General features: G+C 70.3%; 12 protein-coding genes. 8 read left to right on the forward strand and 4 right to left on the reverse strand.

Annotation, left to right across the window (positions count from 1 at the left end):
• Positions 1-50 precede the first annotated feature (50 nt).
• Positions 51-1,520, forward strand: a complete 1,470-nt coding sequence (locus tag KZC52_RS09340) for an MFS transporter (RefSeq protein ID WP_247623771.1) — start codon at positions 51-53, stop codon at positions 1,518-1,520.
• A 330-nt stretch (positions 1,521-1,850) separates the two neighbouring features.
• Here KZC52_RS09340 and aztA read toward each other — a convergent pair whose 3' ends face one another.
• Positions 1,851-2,510, reverse strand: a complete 660-nt coding sequence (gene aztA / locus KZC52_RS09345) for a zinc ABC transporter ATP-binding protein AztA (RefSeq protein WP_247623772.1) — start codon at positions 2,508-2,510, stop codon at positions 1,851-1,853.
• Positions 2,511-2,565: 55 nt separating this feature from the next.
• On the opposite strand from aztA, the gene aztB reads away from it, so the two are divergent.
• From aztB to aztD, 4 genes are read left to right on the forward strand one after another with little or no spacing between them, the layout of a single operon-like run.
• Positions 2,566-3,426, forward strand: coding sequence for a zinc ABC transporter permease AztB (gene aztB / locus KZC52_RS09350; RefSeq protein ID WP_308194252.1), 861 nt, complete (start codon positions 2,566-2,568; stop codon positions 3,424-3,426).
• On the forward strand, positions 3,423-4,706 hold the full coding sequence (locus tag KZC52_RS09355) for an ABC transporter (RefSeq protein WP_247623773.1): 1,284 nt from the start codon (positions 3,423-3,425) through the stop codon (positions 4,704-4,706). The genes aztB and KZC52_RS09355 overlap by 4 nt, the downstream gene beginning before the upstream one ends.
• A gap of 1 nt (position 4,707) precedes the next feature.
• Positions 4,708-5,640 carry a zinc ABC transporter substrate-binding protein AztC gene (aztC, locus tag KZC52_RS09360; RefSeq protein WP_247623774.1) on the forward strand — a complete coding sequence of 311 codons (933 nt, stop codon included), beginning with the start codon at positions 4,708-4,710 and terminating at the stop codon, positions 5,638-5,640.
• 31 nt (positions 5,641-5,671) lie between these two features.
• A complete protein-coding gene (gene aztD / locus KZC52_RS09365) occupies positions 5,672-6,874 on the forward strand; it encodes a zinc metallochaperone AztD (RefSeq protein ID WP_247623775.1) in 1,203 nt (400 codons plus the stop codon).
• Positions 6,875-6,991: 117 nt separating this feature from the next.
• Here the strand turns inward: aztD and KZC52_RS09370 are convergent, their stop codons facing one another.
• Positions 6,992-7,753, reverse strand: coding sequence for an HAD-IIB family hydrolase (locus tag KZC52_RS09370; RefSeq protein ID WP_247623776.1), 762 nt, complete (start codon positions 7,751-7,753; stop codon positions 6,992-6,994).
• A complete protein-coding gene (locus KZC52_RS09375) occupies positions 7,750-8,850 on the reverse strand; it encodes a LacI family DNA-binding transcriptional regulator (protein ID WP_247623777.1) in 1,101 nt (366 codons plus the stop codon). Before KZC52_RS09375 ends, KZC52_RS09370 begins: the two co-directional genes overlap by 4 nt.
• A 174-nt stretch (positions 8,851-9,024) precedes the next feature.
• Between KZC52_RS09375 and KZC52_RS09380 the strand changes: the two genes are divergently transcribed.
• From KZC52_RS09380 to KZC52_RS09390, 3 genes are read left to right on the forward strand one after another with little or no spacing between them, the layout of a single operon-like run.
• Positions 9,025-9,966, forward strand: a complete 942-nt coding sequence (locus KZC52_RS09380) for a carbohydrate ABC transporter permease (RefSeq protein ID WP_247623778.1) — start codon at positions 9,025-9,027, stop codon at positions 9,964-9,966.
• On the forward strand, positions 9,963-10,850 hold the full coding sequence (locus tag KZC52_RS09385; protein ID WP_247623779.1) for a carbohydrate ABC transporter permease: 888 nt from the start codon (positions 9,963-9,965) through the stop codon (positions 10,848-10,850). Before KZC52_RS09380 ends, KZC52_RS09385 begins: the two co-directional genes overlap by 4 nt.
• A gap of 34 nt (positions 10,851-10,884) precedes the next feature.
• Complete coding sequence (locus KZC52_RS09390; RefSeq protein WP_247623780.1) at positions 10,885-11,973, forward strand: glycoside hydrolase family 130 protein; 1,089 nt, start codon at positions 10,885-10,887, stop codon at positions 11,971-11,973.
• Between the two features lie 239 nt (positions 11,974-12,212).
• Here the strand turns inward: KZC52_RS09390 and KZC52_RS09395 are convergent, their stop codons facing one another.
• Positions 12,213-16,784, reverse strand: coding sequence for a galactose-binding domain-containing protein (locus tag KZC52_RS09395; RefSeq protein ID WP_247623781.1), 4,572 nt, complete (start codon positions 16,782-16,784; stop codon positions 12,213-12,215).
• Between the last annotated feature and the right edge of the window lie 63 nt (positions 16,785-16,847).

Raw genomic sequence — 16,847 nt, forward strand, 5'->3', positions numbered from 1 at the left:
TGTTATATAGTCCTTTACGTTACGTCGGTATTACTTTCAGGAGGATCAACGTGTCGGATGCGACGACCATCGACGGCACGCGCGGTCGCAGGAAGTGGGCGGTCTTCGCCGTGCTCGCCGGGGCCGCCGCGCTGACGATCCTCGACGTCTCGAAGCTCGGCATCGCCCTTCCCGCCATCCAGGCGGATATGGGCGGCGACCCCGCGACCGTGCAGTTCATGCTCGTCGGCTACACCCTCGCCTACGCCGCGATGCTGCTGCCCGCCGGCCGCATCGGCGACGTGGTGCCGCGTCGCACGGTGTTCCTCACCGGCATGATCGTGTTCGTCGCGTCGAGTGTCGCGTGCACCTTCGCCCCCACGATCGAGTGGCTGGTGGCGGCGCGTGTGATCGAGGGCCTCGGCGCCGGCCTGCTCATGCCGCAGGTACTCGGGCTCATCCAGCGCGTGTTCCCCGCCGGAGAGCGCGCCAAGCCACTCGCCGCCCTCGCCGCCATCACCTCCCTCACCTCACTCGGAGCCCCGGTGCTCGCGGGGTTCATCATGGACGTCGCGGGCGACCAACTCGGCTGGCGACTGCTGTTCCTCGTGACCGTGGTCGCCGGCGCCATCATCCTCCCGTTCGCGTTCGTGGTCGTTCACGAACCCGTCGGCGAGCGCCGCCGGGGATACGACACGATCGGCACCGTGCTGCTCGCGGTCGGCGTGGTCCTCACGATCGGCCCGCTCAGCGCGATCTCCGGCACCGAGCCCCCCGCACCGTGGATCTTCGTCGGCATCGGACTCGGCATCGCCTTCCTCGCGGCCTTCATCGCCCACGAGCGACGGGTCACCCGGCGCGGTCGCGAACCCCTCGTCGACCCCGAACTGTTCCGCCTCCCCCACCTCCCGGCGGGCGTGCTGATCTCCGGATGCATGCACGCGGCGGCGACCGCCGGCACCCTGGTCGTGACGATCGCCCTGCAGCAGCTCGCGCACCTGTCGGCGCTCGAGACGGCGATGTGGATGCTGCCGGCCGCCGCCGCGAGCCTCCTGGGTTCCTGGATCGCGACGCGGGTCTCGCCGACGAACGGCCACGTGGTCGCGCTCGGCACGGCAACCGGCGCACTCGCCCTCGCGGGGAGCGGGCTCGTGTTCGGCGCGGCCTCGACGAGCACCGTTCCGCCGCTCATCGCCGCGCTCCTCTGCGTCAGCGCGTTCGGTTCGGGCCTCTCCGCGCCCGCGAATCAGGCGCGCACACTGCTGCACACGCCAGGGCACCGCTCGAGTGTGGCCGGATCGCTCATCCAGTTCGCACAGCGCACGGGTTCGGCGATCGGCATGGCGCTCGCGCTGATCATCTACTACGCGTTCTTCTCCGACACGAGCTTCGCCGGCAGGCCGGCATCCGGCGCGATGTGGGCGCTCTGGGCCGTCAGCGTCTTCCTCGTCGTCGCCACGGTGATCGCGGTGGTCGACCACGCCCGCACCCCGCGGGTCGAGCTCGAGGTCGCGGAGCCCGAGCCGCAGTTCGTGCCGTAGGACATCTCGGGCAGGGACCCTTCGACAGGCTCAGGGGCCCAGGGGCTGCTCAGGGCCCCAGTAGCGGCTCTACGGAAACCGGGTCGCTGCGCTCCTCGCTCAGGAGCCGGGTTTCTCGGTTCCTGAGCGAGCGAAGCGAGACGAAGGGCGCACCCCGCGCTCACCTGCACGGACGAATCACGTCTGCACGGAGCATCCGCCCGAATCTCCGTGCAGACGTGCGCGGTCCGTGCAGACGAGCGGATGCCGCGGCGTCAGCTCAGGAGGAGATCTCTCGCAACGCAGGAACATTCGAGGCATCCACTCTTGCGCTGCGCGAGATCTCCTCCGCTACGCGCGAGGCACCCCGACGACCCGCCCCTCCTCCACACGCACGACCCGATCCGCGGCATCCAGCAATGCCGAATCGTGCGAGACGCACACCACCGCCACCCCGCGATCGGCCTCGGATCGCAGCACCGAACGGATGCGCCGACTGCTCTCGGCATCCAGCCCGGTCGTCGGCTCGTCGAGGAGCAGCAGGTCGGCCTGCCGCGCGAGACCCTGAGCGAGCAGGGCGCGCTGCTGCTGCCCGCCCGAGAGTGAGGCGAACGGGCTCGGCGCGAGGCGGGTGATGTCCAGTCGCTCCAGCGACCGAGTCACGACCGTGCGCGCCTCGCCGTCCATCCGTCGCCACGGGCCGAGCCGACCCCAGACGCCGACGGCGACGACATCGCGCACCGTGACGGGCAACCGGGGCGGGATCGCCGCGCGCTGCGGCACGAAGGCAACGGCGCCGGGCACCGAACGCTGACCGCGCCGCGGCGAGCGCGTGCCCGCGAGCACTTCGAGCAGCGTCGACTTGCCGGCGCCGTTGGGCCCGGCGATCACCGCGAACTCCCCCGGCACGATGCGCAGATCGACGCCGCACACCACGTCGACGCCGTCGAAGGCGACGTGCACGTCGTCAAGGACGGCGATCGGATCGGCGAGCACGGGGGACGAAGTCATGTCTCGATCATATGAGTTTGATAATCATTCTCAAAAAGCTCTAGGCTCGCTCAACGTGACCCTTCCTCTCCTCGCCCCCTTCGCGCTCGAGTTCGTGCAGCGCGGCATGCTCGGCGGCGCACTCGTGGCGATCCTCTGCGGCGTCGTCGGCACGTGGGTCGTGATCCGCGGCATGGCGTTCCTCGGCGAGGCACTGGCCCACGGCATGCTCCCCGGCGTCGCGCTGGCCACGGTGCTGGGCCTGCCCGTGCTGGCCGGCGGCGCCCTGAGTGCCGTCGCCATGAGTATCGGGATCGGTGCACTCCAGCGCCGAGCGAAGCTGTCCTACGACACGAGCATCGGACTGCTCTTCGTCTCGATGCTGGCCCTCGGGGTCATCATCATCTCCCACTCGGGCAGCTTCGCCACCGACGCGACCGCGATCCTGTTCGGCGACATCCTCGCCATCACCTCGACCGACCTCATGCTGCTGGCCGCGGCCGCCGCGATCGGTCTCGCCGTGACCTGCGGCTTCCACCGCTCGTTCGTCGCACTGGCGCTCGACACCCGCATCGCCACCGTGCTCGGCCTGCGCCCGCGGCTCGCACAGGCCGCGCTCGTGGGCCTCGTCACCCTCGCGGTCGTCGCCTCGTACCAGGCCGTCGGTTCGATGCTCGTGGTCGGTCTGCTGCTCGCCCCCGCAGTCGCGGCCGGCCACTGGACCACCCGCATCCCCACGCGGATGCTGCTCGCCTGCGTATTCGGCATCGTCGCCGTCTTCCTCGGCCTCACGACTTCATGGTTCGCGGCGACCGCCGCCGGAGCATCCGTCGCCGCCGCGGCGATCGCCCTGACCTGCCTCTCGTGGGTCGCCCGCGCAGCCGTCTCCGGCATCCGCTCGACGACCCACGCGACGACCGCACCGGTGTCGGCATGACCGCCCAAACCGACCCCACTCGCCCCCGAAAGGACCCCGTGCGTTCCCGCTCGACCTCCCTCGCCCTCCTGGGCGCCCTCACGCTCGGCCTCGCCGCCTGCACCGGAGCGCCCACCGCCGACACGTCCGCCGAGACGGCGACCGACGCCCCCTCCACCGGCGACGGTCACGGCGCGATCGCCGGAGCCGAGGAGGTCGCCGAACCCCCGCTCGGGCTCACGGCGATCGACCCCGCCGGCACGGTCACGCACCTCGACCTGCTCGACGAGACCGTGACCGAGATCGGCGCGATCGACGCACCGCGGGCGATGACCACCGACGGCCGCTACCTGTTCGCCGACGTCGGCGACGGCATCGAGATCGTCGACAGCGGCGTGTGGACGTGGGACCACGTCGACCACTTCCACTACTACCGCGCGGCCCCGGCCCTGCTCGGCACGGTCGACGGCGAGGGTGCAGCGACCGTCGCCACGACGAACAGCTCAACCTCCGGCGGCACCGGCATCTCGTTCGCCGATTCGGGGGATGCCGTGCTGCTCGGCACCGAGGCCCTCTCGAAGGGCGAGATCCGCGAGCAGTTCCGCCTCGAGCGCGAGCCGCACGCCGGACTCGTGGTTCCCGTCGGGTCGTTCGCGCTCGTCACCGAGGCGGTCGACGGGGTCGGGGCGCGCGTCGCCGGCTACACCGCCGACGGCGAGCCGACCGGACTCGACGAGACGTGCGCCGCTCCCTCGGGCACGATCACGACCCGGGTCGGCGCCGTGATCGGATGCGCCGACGGCGCCCTGCTCGCCCACGTCGACGACGGCGAGCTCGTCGTCGAGCGCATCCCGTACCCGGCGGATGCTCCCACCGGCGCGGTCGCCTCGTTCGACAACCGCGAGGGGCGCCCGACCGTCGCCGGCCTCGCGAGCCCGACCGACATCCGACTGCTCGACACCCGAGCCCGCACCTGGACGCTGCTCACGGCACCGGCCCCGCTCGTGCACGTGACCGCGGTCGATGACGAGGACGGTCACCTTCTCGGGCTGGCCGAGGACGGGCGGATGCTCGTGCTCAGCGCCGCCGACGGCTCGCTGCTCGCCGAGACGGCGCCCCTCGTCGCCGCCTCGCTCGCGTCGGGCGCGGCCCCGGTGCTCGTCGCCGACCAGCACCGCGCCTACCTCAGCGCCCCCGTCGAGCGGCAGCTGTACGAGATCGATTACGCCGATGCCGCCCGCATCGCCCGCACGTTCGAGACCGCCACCGAGCCGGCCTTCGTCGCCGAGACAGGACGCTGACATGCGACCGCCCCGCCTCCGCTCCCGCGCCGCGACCGCCCTCGCCACCGTCGGCCTGCTCGCCGCGACCCTCACGGCGTGCGCGCCGCCCGCGACCGACGCGCGCCCCCTCGTCGTCGTCTCGACGAACATCCTCGGCGACGTCGTCGAGCAGCTCGTCGGTGATCAGGCGCGCGTGGTCACGCTCATGAAGCCGAACGCCGACCCGCACTCCTTCGAGATCTCGGCGCAGGAGGCGGCCACCCTGCGCGAGGCCGACCTGATCGTCTCGAACGGACTCGGACTCGAGGAGGGGCTGCAGCAGCACCTCGACGCGGCATCCGCCTCCGACGCCCGCACCTTCGTCGCCGGCGACGCGATCGAGGTGCTCGACTACAGCGAGGGCGATGCCGCGGGCATGCCGGACTCGCACTTCTGGACCGACCCGGCGCAGATGCTCGCCGTCGTCGACGCGCTCGAACCCGCGCTCGCCGAGATCGAGGGGATCGATCCCGACGCCCTGCAGTCGAGCGTCGCCGACTATCGCACCGAGCTCGACGACCTGGATGCCGAGATGACGGATGCCTTCGCGCGCATCCCCGCCGACCGTCGCGCCCTCGTCACCAACCACCACGTCTTCGGCTACCTGGCGGAACGCTTCGACTTCGACGTCGTCGGGGCCGTGATCCCCGGGGGCACGACGCTCGCCGCGCCCTCGGCATCCGATCTCGCCGACCTCGTCGACGCGGTCGAGGAGACCGGTGTCCCGGCGATCTTCGCAGAGTCGTCGTCGCCCGATCGTCTCGCACGGGCTCTCGCCGACGAGGCCGACATCGACGTCGAGGTGATCGAGCTCTTCACCGAGTCGCTCACCGACGCCGACGGCGGCGCCCCCGACTACCTGACCATGATGCGCGTCAACACCGAGCGCATCGTTTCCGGTCTCACCCGCTGAGACCACCCCTCACAGAGAAAGAAGCACCTGCATGAAGAAACTCCCCCTGCGCAGAGCGCTGGTCGGTGCCGTCGCCCTCGGCGCGGTCGTGACCCTCGCGTCCTGCTCGACCACCCCCGCCGCGGATGCCCCGGCGAGCGAGAGCTCGACGACGGATGCCGGCGCCCGCGTCGCGATCTCGTACGACGGCGGCATCCTGGTGCTGGACGGCGAGACCCTCGAGACCGTCGCGGACTTCGACTCCGAGGAGTTCACCCGCCTCAATCCGGCCGGTGACGACCGGCACGTCATGGTCACGATGAGCGAGGGCTTCCAGGTGCTCGACACCGGCGCCGGTTCCTCCGACGACGCGGCCCTCACCGACACGGTCTTCGCGGCCGACACCCCCGGTCACGTCGTTCGCCACGGCGGCAAGACGATCCTCTACGCCGACGGCACGAGCGACACGACCATCTTCGACACGGCCGATCTCGCGGCATCCGATGGACTTCCCGAGGTCGAGACGATCGCGGGCGTCGAGGCGCACCACGGCGTCTCGATCGTGCTCGAGGACGGCACGTTCCTCACCACCGTCGGCAACACCGACGGACGGAACGGCATCGTGGTGCGCGACGCCGACGGCGCGGAGATCGCCTCGTCGGACCAGTGCCCCGGCGTGCACGGCGAGGGCACGGCCGCGAACGAGGTCGTCGTCTTCGGCTGCGAGGACGGCGCCCTGGTCTACGCCGACGGCGAGATCACGAAGCTCTCCGCTCCCGACCAGCCCTATGGCCGGATGGGCAACGCCTACGTGAGCGAGTCCAGCCCGATCATCGTCGGCGACTACAAGAACGACCCCGACGCCGAGGGCTACCTGCTCGGCGCCGTCACCCTCATCGACACCGAGGCGCTGACGTACGAGGTCGTCGACCTGCCCGAGGGTGCGGAGTACACGTTCCGCGACGTCGCCCGCGGCCCGGGTGAGCTCGCGTACATCCTCGGATCCGACGGGTCGATCCACGTGCTCGACCCCGAGTCCGGCGAGATCACCGACACCTTCCCCGTGATCGACGCGTGGGAGGGACCCGCCGAGTGGCAGGACGCCCACCCCGCGATCGTCGTGGCCGGTGACATCGCCTACGTGACCGAGCCCGCCGCGAACAGCGTGCACGCCGTCGACCTCACCACGGGCGAGGTGCTCGCGAGCACCGAGCTCGAGGTCACGCCCAACGAGATCGCGCCGGCCGCCGGCTGATCCCCGGCGCTCTTCCCGCCCTCGGTTCGGGAGGAGAACACCGCGATGGGAGGACGAATTCTCAGAATCCGTCCTCCCATCCGTGTGATCTCCTCCCGAACGGGTGTCGGCCCCGCCTCACAACCGAGGGAGGAGACCCTCCAGGAACTCCGCCGTCGATTCCCAGCCGGTGACCGCATGGCATTCGACTCCCATCGCGAGCACGGGGTAGTCGTTCCCGGCGGGATCGAGCCGGTCGCCGACGAACAGCATGTCATCGAGGGGGATGCCGGTCTGCTCGACCAGTCGTCGTATGCCGTACGCCTTGTCGATGCCCCGCTCGGTGACGTCGATCGACGTCGACCCTCCCGAGCGCACTTCGAGATCCGGCAATCGAGCGGCGACGGCGGCGCTGAGCGCGTTGCGCTTCTCGCCCGTCGGATCCCAGGCCGCCTTGGCATCGAGCGGAGCCTGCTGCCCCAGCGCCGAGAAGGTGATCTGCGAGCCGCGGTCCTCGATGACGTCGCCCCAGGTCGTCTCCTCCCACAGACCGAGCCGGCGCGCCTCTTCTTCGAACACGGCGGTCGCTGCGGCGCGACGCCCCGCAGCGAGGTCGAGCGCGTAGACGGTCTCGATCCCGTGCGCACGGATGCGGTAGTACTGGGTGCCGCAGGCCGGGAGCAGGTGGAAGTTCGCCAGCGTCTCCGGGCCGGCGGCGGGCAGCCTGTCGACGACCTGCGCCGTGAACTGCTCCAGACGCCCGCCGGAGATGATGGCGACGGTCACGCGCTCGGCGAGCGCCACCAGGAGCGCCCCCATCCGGGGGTCGATCGCGCTCTTGGACGGCGCCAAGGTGTCGTCGAGATCGAAGGCCACGAGGCGCGGGGCGGGCGCGGTCATCCCGCCGCCTCGATGATCGCCTCGCCCTGCCCCCGCACGGGTCCCGTGCTGCCCCGCACGATGAACTCCACCGGAGGCAGCTCGATCGCTCCCGGCTCGTTCCCCTCGACGATCGAGACGAGGGCGCGCGCGCAGGCGTTGCCCCACTGGAAGACGTCCTGTCGCACGGTCGTCAGCGGCGGGATGATGTAAGGCGCGAGCGGGATGTCGTCGAAGCCGATGATCGAGAGATCGTGGGGCACGCGGACGCCCCGATCGATCGCGGCGGAGATGCCGGCGATCGCCATGATGTCGTTCGCGTAGATGATGGCGGTCGGCGGTTCGGGGTCGTCGAGCAGTTCGTGCGTCGCGCGCGCGCCGGCCGCACCGGTGAAGTCGGCCTCGACGACGGTGCCGGGGCGCAGCCCCAGCTGGGCGAGCTCGGAGGCCCAGGCCTCGCGACGCACGCGCGAGTGCACGTAGCGATCGGAACCCGAGACGTGCGCGATGCGCTCATGACCCAGGGCGTGCAGGTGGCGGACGGCACGACGGATGCCGGCGGCGTCGTCGAGCCCGATGGGGGCCGTGCCCTCGCCGGTTCCCGAACCGAGCAGCACGCAGGGCATCCCGAGTCCGGCGAGCTCGGCCGGACGCTCGTCCTCGACGCGGAGGTCGGTGAGGAAGACGCCGTCGACCCGGGCTTCGTGGGCGAAACGCGAGTAGGCCTCGCGTTCGGCCTCTTCGCCGTCGACGACCTGCAGCACGAGGGCGTAGCCGACGGTCGAGAGGAAGCTCTCGACCCCCGCGACGAACTGCGGGAAGAACGGGTCGGTGCTCAGCAGCTCGGGGGCGCGACGGATCACGAGGCCCAGCGCCTGGGCCCGGCTGCGCGAGAGAGCGCGCGCCCGGGCATCCGGACGCCATTCGAGCGCGCGAGCGGCTTCGAGGATGCGCTCGCGCGCCTCTTCACCCACGCCGGAGCGGCCGTTGAAGACGAAGGACACGGCGCTCTTCGAGACGCCGGCCCTGGCCGCGACGTCGCCGATGGTGATCTTGCGCTGCAGCACGGGCGAGGCGGGCCGATCGGCGCCGACGCCGTCGGGGGGAGTCGCGTTCATGGTTGTAGTGTAACCGACCGTTTAGCGAGATTTAGCGCCGTCTTCCACCGGAAGTCCGGCAGGTTGACCTCGCACAGCAAAACCGGTTTACTAAAGGAGTTGTCACCGTCGCGCACCACCGGACCACAGCCGGATGCGACGACGGAACGGTCGTATCAGTGAGGAACAATCGCCATGGGCAGTGCCGCACCAGCGCAGAGATCGAAGGCCGACCCGCCGCGTCGTCGCGGCGGCGCGCTGCACCGATGGCTCGGCGACAACCCCCTCGGACTCCTGCTGAGCTCTCCGTACATCCTCTTCGTCATCGTCGTCTTCCTCATCCCGTTCGGATTCGGGATCTGGATGTCGGTGCACGACTTCTACTTCACCGCCCCGGGCGTCGCGGTCGAGCATCCGTTCGTCGGCTTCGAGAACTTCGCGACCGTGCTGGCCGACCCGATCGTGCGGCAGGCGTTCGGCAACCTGCTGATCTTCCTCGTCATCAACGTGCCGCTCACCGTCGTGCTCGGTCTGCTGCTCTCCTCCGGGCTCGACGCCGTCGTGCACTGGAAGGGCTTCTTCCGCATCTCGTACTACGTGCCCTACGTGACGGCATCCGTCGCGACGCTGGCCGTCTGGATCTTCCTGTTCAACGGCAACGGCGTCGTGAACTCCCTGCTCGGCTCGCTCGCCCCCGACCCGTCGTGGCTCGCCAACCCGGCGCTGATCATGCCGCTCATCGCCGTGTACGTCACCTGGAAGAACCTCGGGTTCTACATCCTGCTGTACCTCGCCGCGCTCCAGAACGTGCCCAAGGAACTTCACGAGGCTGCCCAGCTCGACGGCGCCGGACGCTGGCAACGGTTCCGCTCGGTGACGCTTCCCGCCGTGCGCCCGGTCACCTCGCTCGTCGTGCTGCTGTCGATCATCACCACCGGGCAGATCTTCACCGAGCCGTACCTGCTCACCGGCGGAGGACCCAACAACGCCTCGATGACCCCCGCGCTGCTGATGTACCAGCAGGGCATCCAACAGGGGAAGCCCGACATCGCCGCCGCGATCGGCATGATCCTCGTCATCGCCGTGATGATCGTCTCGCTCGTCTCGCGCCGCATCACGGAAGGCAAGAACCGATGACCACGTCGACGACCCGCACCGCTCCCGACAAGGCCGCCCGCCCCGCGCGCAGCGGACGGGTGCTCGGTGTGCTGCGCTTCGTGCTGCTGCTCATCGGGGCGCTCGCGGCGCTCGTGCCGTTCTACTACATGATCATCGGCGCCCTCCAGCGCACGCGCGACACCAGTCTGTTCGGTCTGCTGCCGCTTCCGCAGAACCTCACCTTCGACAACTTCGTCGCGATCAACCAGTCGGTGAACCTGCTCGGCTCAATGCTGAACTCCCTGATCTTCACCGCCGGTGTGGTGGGCTGCACCCTCGTGTTCGGCCTGCTCGTCGGCTACGCGCTCGCGGTTCTCTCGTTCCGCGGTCGAGGGATGGTCTTCGCCCTCGTGCTGCTCGTGCAGGCGATCCCGTTCCAGCTGCTCATGATCCCGCTGTACGTCATGGTCGTGCGCTACTTCGGTCTCGCCGACAACTTCATCGGCATGATCCTGCCCTTCGCGATCAACTCGGTCGCCGTGCTCATCTTCCGCCAGTACTTCCTGCAGATCCCCCGCGACGTGTTCGACGCCGCGCGCATCGACGGCGCGAGCGAAGTGCGCATCCTGCTCTTCATCGCCGTGCCGCTCGTGCGCCCCGCCGTGCTCACCGCGATGCTCGTGACCTTCATCGGGCCCTGGAACGAGTTCCTGTGGCCGTTCCTCGTCACGAAGGACGCGACGAAGCAGACCCTGGCCGTGAGCCTGGCGAACTTCTCGCAGACGAACGGCTCGTTCCTCGAGAACCCGATGGGCGCCGTGCTCGCCGGCGCCTGCGTGCTCGCCGTGCCGGTGGTCGTGCTCTTCCTCCTGTTCCAGCGGCACTTCACGTCCGCGAACCTCGGCTCGGCCATCAAGGGCTGAGCACTCGACACCGAAAGACCCCGAAGGCATCGCCATGACTCCATCCTCCCCACCCGCCGCCGACCTCACGACGCGGATCCCCTACGCACTGACCCGTCTCGGCACGATCATGACGGCGAGCGACGACGACCCGCTCGAGGCCGAGGGGGTGCTCAACCCCGGCACGGCCTGGGGCCCCGACGGCGAGCTCTACCTCTTCCCGCGCGTCGTGGCCGCGGGCAACGTCTCGCGCATCGCGCGCGCGAGGGTGATCGTCGAGGACGGCGTGCCGGTCGGCGTCGAGCGCCTCGGCGTCGTGCTCGCCCCCGATGAGCAGTGGGAGCACGGCCGCCAGAACGGCGGGGTCGAGGACCCCCGCATCACCTTCCTCGAGCCCCTCGGCCTGCACGTGATGACCTACATCGCCTACGGCCCGCTCGGCCCGCGGCCCGCTCTCGCGGTCTCACGCGACACCGTCTCGTGGGAACGGCTCGGACCGATCCAGTTCGCGTACCAGCCCGAGCTCGCGAGCGATCTCAACCTGTTCGCCAATAAGGACATCGTGTTCTTCCCCGAACTCGTCCCCGGCCCCGACGGCCGCCCGAGCATCGCCCTGCTGCATCGCCCGATGTGGGACCTCGAATGGCTGCGCCCCGGTGAGGGTGCGCGCCCGCCGGCCGGGATCGACGACGATCGTCCGTCGATCTGGATCGGCTACGTCGACGTTGAGGCGGCACGAGCGGATGCCTCCGCCCTCACCCGCGTGCACGGCTCGGCCATGATCGCCGCGCCCGAGATGGCGTACGAGAGTGCGAAGATCGGCGCCGGCCCCTCGCCGCTGCGCGTGCCGGAGGGGTGGCTGCTGCTGCACCACGGCGTCTCCGGCGCAACCCCGAAGGGCTTCGAGCTGGCGCACGGGTCGGTGTACTCCGCCGGTGCGATCCTGCTCGACGCCGACGACCCGCGGCGGATCCTCGCGCGCTCGCCCGAGCCGCTGCTCGCTCCCGAGACCGCCGAGGAGACGCAGGGCACGCTCGCGAACGTCGTCTTCCCGACCGCGGTCGAGAAGATCGGCGAGCGCACGTTCGTGTTCTACGGCATGGCCGACTCGTCGATCGGCGTGGCCGAGCTCACGCATCTCTGAGCCCCGGACCTCGAAGGCCGCCTCCCTCGGGAGGCGGCCTTCGTCGTGTCCCCCCGCCCGGGCTCCTCGTCCGGGACCCTTCGACAGGCTCAGAGACCCAGAGTACCCTCACGCCTACCCGGGACCCTTCGACAGGCTCCCTCACTGGGTTGCTGAGCCTGTCGAAGCACCCGCCACGCGCACGCTAGGGCACGACGAAGGGGGCCGCCCCGAGTGGGACGACCCCTTCGCACTCGCACTCAATCGGTCGTGGCGCCTCTCCGCAACCGCACAGCGACGGCGCCCGATCCGAGCAACAGCAACGCGATGGCGAGCGTCCAGGGCAACCACGTCAGGTCGCCGCCCGTCGCCGGCAGGCCACCGGGGCCGTCGGCTCCTCCGCCGGGAGTTCCCCCTCCGGGAGTGCCGCCGCCGGGGGTGCCGGGGGTGCCCGGTCCACCGGGGACGCCCGGCTCGTCGGCGGCGAGGATCAGCACCGGAGTCGAGGCGATGTCGGCATCCGCCTGCATCACGACGATCGTGTGCTCGCCGGGATCGGTGTCCTCGGGCACGACGCCGCGGAACGCGATCGCCCCGTCGTCGTCCGCGATGACGACACCGAGGTCGGCGGGGGTCGATCGCAGCTGGATGACGTACTCGACGCCCGGCTCGAAGCCGCTGCCCGTCACGTCGATGCGGCCGCCGACCTTCGGTGATCCCTCGACCGTCACCACGGGCGCCACGACATCGGGATCGACCGTGACGGTCACCGGCGCCGAGGGCTCCGACCACCCACCGTTGTTCTGCGCGCGCACGGTGACGCTGTAGTCGCCGGGGACGAGGTCGCCGATGGATGCCGTCAGCGCACCGTCCTCCACCTGCACCACGTGATCGCCCACCGTGACCTCGTAGGCGGTGACGGGCGATCCGCCGAGACGCTCGGGAGCCGACCACTGCACGGTCACGACATCCCGTGAGGCCGTCGCCACGACATCGCGCGGAGCGCTCGATACGGCGTCGAGCCGCACGAGGCCGGCGAGCGCCGCCTCGAGAGCAGCGGCCGCGGCATCCGCATCCTCCTGGGGAGCGCCGGGCATGCCGCGCACCTGCTTCGCCGCCTCGAGCGCCGGGAGCAGCGGCGCCCAGCTCTCGGGGGTGTAGGCGGTGCTGTCGAGGGCGTTCGCCGCATCGATCTGCGCCTGCAGCCACGAGGTGTCGGCGTCGACCGTCACCCCGCACCACGCGATCTCCGTGCCGCCCTGATGACGGATGCCGACCGTCGTGCGTCCGGGTTCGCGGGCCTGGAGGTCGACCTCGACCCGCCCGTCGGGCGACACCCGCGCGTCTCCCGCGACGGTGACGACGGACTCGTCCATCGAGATCGCGGTGAAGACGTCGTCGGGGGTCACGGGTGACACGGTGGCGGCGACGACCGCCGTCGAGTCGCGTGGCGCCGTCACCGGCCCCGTGCACTCGAAGGTGTATCCGCCGTAGAGCTCGAACTCCCAGATGTTGAGTCCGTACTGCGTCGAGGGGAGACCCGCGAGCCGCACGTACCGCACCTCGGCGGGCGCGAAGTCGTGCGTGTGGGTGAGCGTGGGCTGCGCCGTCTGGACGCGGGCCAACGGCATCCACGTCGCACCGTCGATCGAACCCTCGATCCGGTAGTCGTTCGACGTACCGGCCTCCCACGCCACCACGCCGCGCGAGACCGAGCGCACACTCCCGAGATCGACCTGGAGCCAGTGCTCGGCGACCGCGCGCGCCGACGACCACTTGGTCGACTTCGAGCCGTCGGTGGCCTTGGGCCCGGTGATGGTGGCGTTGTTCTGGTGCACGCTGTCGACGGTGGTCGGTCGGCCCAGGGCGAGGTTCGCGTTGGCGGCGGGCACGGCCGGGGCCTCGACGACCAGGCGGTCGGAGAACACCTCGAACTCCCAGAGCGAGGGTCCATAGTTGAGCGCTCGGGTGAGCGTCTGCATACGCACGTAGCGCGCGGTCTGCCCGTCGAGCGTGATGACGTCGATCCCCCCGTCGCTGCCGCCCGACGGAGTCGTGTACGCGTCACGCCACGACCTTCCGTCGTCGGAGAGCTGGATCTTGTAGGTCTTGGCGAACGCCGCCTCCCACGACAAACGCACCGTGGAGACCGGCTTCGAGGATCCGAGGTCGATCTGCGCCCAGGCGCTGTCGGCGTTGTTGCCCCGCCAGCGCGTGTCGGGGTCGCCGTCCGCGAGGGAGAACACGAGGTTGTATCCGGCGTAGCCGGACGCCCGGGTGGCACTGTCGATAGCGAGATTCACGCTCGACGCCACGGTGAGCTCCCGGATGCCGTAGCCCGCACCCTCTCCGCCGAGGAGGAGCACACGGACGTGCTCGGCAGCGGTGGGGGTGATCGGCACCTCGTCGAGGCCGCCGTCGCCGCCGGAGATGTTCGCGCGGTCGGTCCAGTCGACGCCGTTCGGCGAGGTCTGCACCACGTAGTCGGTGGCGTGAGCATCCGCCCAGTCGATCGTGACCTTCGTCACCCACGATCCACGGGGCAGCGCGGCCGCGGCCCACTGCGTCCCCCCGGCGGCCGAGCGCCACACCGACGCGGCGTCCCGATCGCCCAGGGCGTCGACGGACGAGCCGTCGGCGGTGCTGCTGGCGGCGAACGGCGAAGACGTCGGGAGGGTCCCGTCGACGAGCGGCGCGGTCACCGTCTTACCGAGGTTCTCGCCCGAACCGAGTCGGAACACCGCGTGCTTCTCGGCCCCGCCCCCGGCCAGGGTGACACCCACCGACAGGCCGGCACGGTCGGGGTTCGAGAGGCTCACGACCGGGGTCTCACCCCGCTCGTCGAGCAGCACGATCGACGGCTGGTCGACCGTCAGGGTGCGGCCGTCGCCGAGGTCGAGGGATCCCGGTGCGAAGAAGGTGGCCATCGTGATTCCCGCGTCGCTGCTGCGCACGGCCTGCACCGCGGTGTCGTTGCGCAGGGTGCGGATCGTGGGCTTCGCCGCGTACGCCTCGACCTCCGCGGGGGTGGCGGCGGGCAGGACCGTGTAGTCGTAGGTGCCGGCCGCGGGCTTCGCGCCGTGGTCGACGTACAGCGAGAACGCATCTCGACTGATCGCCTCCTCGCCCTCCCAGCTGCCGGACTGCGTCTTGTTCGAGACCTTCACGTCCTGGCCCGCGGCGAACACGTACCCGACCTCGTCGTTGTACGCCCACGTGGCCGATCCGACGCCCTGCTGGTCGGTGCCGGCGGCCACGGGCCGTCCGCCCACGCTCGCGTTCGGCTTCGCGGCTGCCTGGTTGATGGTCGTGTGCACGGCCGCGTCGCTGGTCGACGCGATGCCGGCGCCGAGCGCCACCATGCCCTCGTCGAACGAGAAGTAGCTCTTCTGCGCCGTGGTCCCCGCGGTGTCGAGGGTGAGCACGCTCGCTCCGAACTCGCCGTTCGAGGTGCCGCCGGTGAAGCTTCCGCCGTCGCCGTTGCGGCCGCGGTTCTCGAAGCCGCGCTCGGTGCGCTTGACGTTCGGAGCGGTCACCCCGGGGTAGTGCCACCAGTCGAAGGCGGGTCCGAGATCGAGGTACTCGCGGTTGTTCACCTGGATCGCCGTCGAACCCATCGCGTTCCAGTACACGGGGTTGCCGATTTCGTCGCGGTACGAGGTGCGCAGCTCGGCGCCGAAGGTGCGCGACGAGTTGAGGCGCGTGAAGATGCCGTATCCGTCGCGCAGGTGCGAGGAGAACTCGGAGCGCCAGAAGTACTTGTTGCCGGTGACGCCGTTCGTCTCGGTCTTGCCGAGCACGCCATCGAGCACGGCCTGGTACCAGGTGGCGTACAGGGCGTCGGTGCGCGCCATCCGCTGCAGCGGTTCGATGAACTCGGAGGCGTGGCTGGTGATGTCGTTCACCGTCTTCGGCGGACGGTAGTTGAGGTAGAGCATGCCGATCTCGCCGCGGATCAGCCAGCGCGTACCGCTGATGAAGTAGAACGCGATCGAGTCGAGCTGGTCGCGCGTGAAGGCGAGACCGGTGCCGCGGGCGACATCCGACCACAGTGCGGCGTAGGTGAAGAGCACCATGCCGTAGCCCTCGCTGTAGAGCTGCGCGCCGTGCGCCCAGAAGCTGCCGTCGGGTTGCACGGCCTCCTGCACGGTGCCGGAGTGATCGACCGCGATCGTGGCGACGATGGTCGCGAACCCCTCCTTGACCTTCGCGATGTCGCGGGTCGACAGCGCCTCGAAGATGTAGTTCGAGGTGCGCCATGCGCCGTTCGCGCCGACCGGGTCGAGCTTGCCGGTGTTGTGCTTCAGCGCGACGTCGAACGCTTCGGGGCTCAGCGCCGAGCCGAGGAACATCGAGATGCGCCCCATCGCGATCGACTCGCCGATCTCGGTCTCCCACCAGTTGGTGTTGCCCGGGTTCACGCGATCCCAGTGCAGCAGCGCCCGACCGACCGCGTCGACGAGGCGGGGGTCGCCGAAGCCCTCGGCGTTCGGGTCCTTGTACGCCTGCGTCATCGCGAGCATCCGGTAGAGCGCGGTGTACGCCGACCACACGCTGCCGTTCGCCGAGCTGGTGCGATCGGCGTAGTTCACGTCGGACCACGAGCCGTCGGCGTTCTGCGACGCGACGTAGTCGAGCGCCTCCGACGTGCGGGCGAGGTAGATGCCGTTGGCGATGATGATCTCGTCGCCCTGCCCGAGGTAGTACTCCTCGAGGCGATCGATGACGGTCGCGACGTCGTCCTCCGGGGCGGCGGATGCCGGAGCCGCGAGCGCGGACGATCCGAGGACGAGAGCGAGGGTGAAGGCGATGAACGCGACGATGCGCTTCATGGCGGGGCTCCTTTGCCGGGTTTCTGCGTTGCCGGGCACCGTTGCGGGTGCGGCGGCGGGGCT

Source organism: Microbacterium galbinum, assembly GCF_023091225.1.
GTDB classification, from domain to species: Bacteria; Actinomycetota; Actinomycetes; order Actinomycetales; family Microbacteriaceae; genus Microbacterium; species Microbacterium galbinum.

Coding starts and splice junctions, on each gene's coding strand:
- aztA (WP_247623772.1), bottom strand. CDS start 2,510: ATGACTTCGTCCCCCGTGCTCGCCGATCCGATCGCCGTCCTTGACGAC.
- KZC52_RS09355 (WP_247623773.1), top strand. CDS start 3,423: ATGACCGCCCAAACCGACCCCACTCGCCCCCGAAAGGACCCCGTGCGT.
- aztC (WP_247623774.1), top strand. CDS start 4,708: ATGCGACCGCCCCGCCTCCGCTCCCGCGCCGCGACCGCCCTCGCCACC.
- aztD (WP_247623775.1), top strand. CDS start 5,672: ATGAAGAAACTCCCCCTGCGCAGAGCGCTGGTCGGTGCCGTCGCCCTC.
- KZC52_RS09370 (WP_247623776.1), bottom strand. CDS start 7,753: ATGACCGCGCCCGCCCCGCGCCTCGTGGCCTTCGATCTCGACGACACC.
- KZC52_RS09375 (WP_247623777.1), bottom strand. CDS start 8,850: ATGAACGCGACTCCCCCCGACGGCGTCGGCGCCGATCGGCCCGCCTCG.
- KZC52_RS09380 (WP_247623778.1), top strand. CDS start 9,025: ATGGGCAGTGCCGCACCAGCGCAGAGATCGAAGGCCGACCCGCCGCGT.
- KZC52_RS09385 (WP_247623779.1), top strand. CDS start 9,963: ATGACCACGTCGACGACCCGCACCGCTCCCGACAAGGCCGCCCGCCCC.
- KZC52_RS09390 (WP_247623780.1), top strand. CDS start 10,885: ATGACTCCATCCTCCCCACCCGCCGCCGACCTCACGACGCGGATCCCC.
- KZC52_RS09395 (WP_247623781.1), bottom strand. CDS start 16,784: ATGAAGCGCATCGTCGCGTTCATCGCCTTCACCCTCGCTCTCGTCCTC.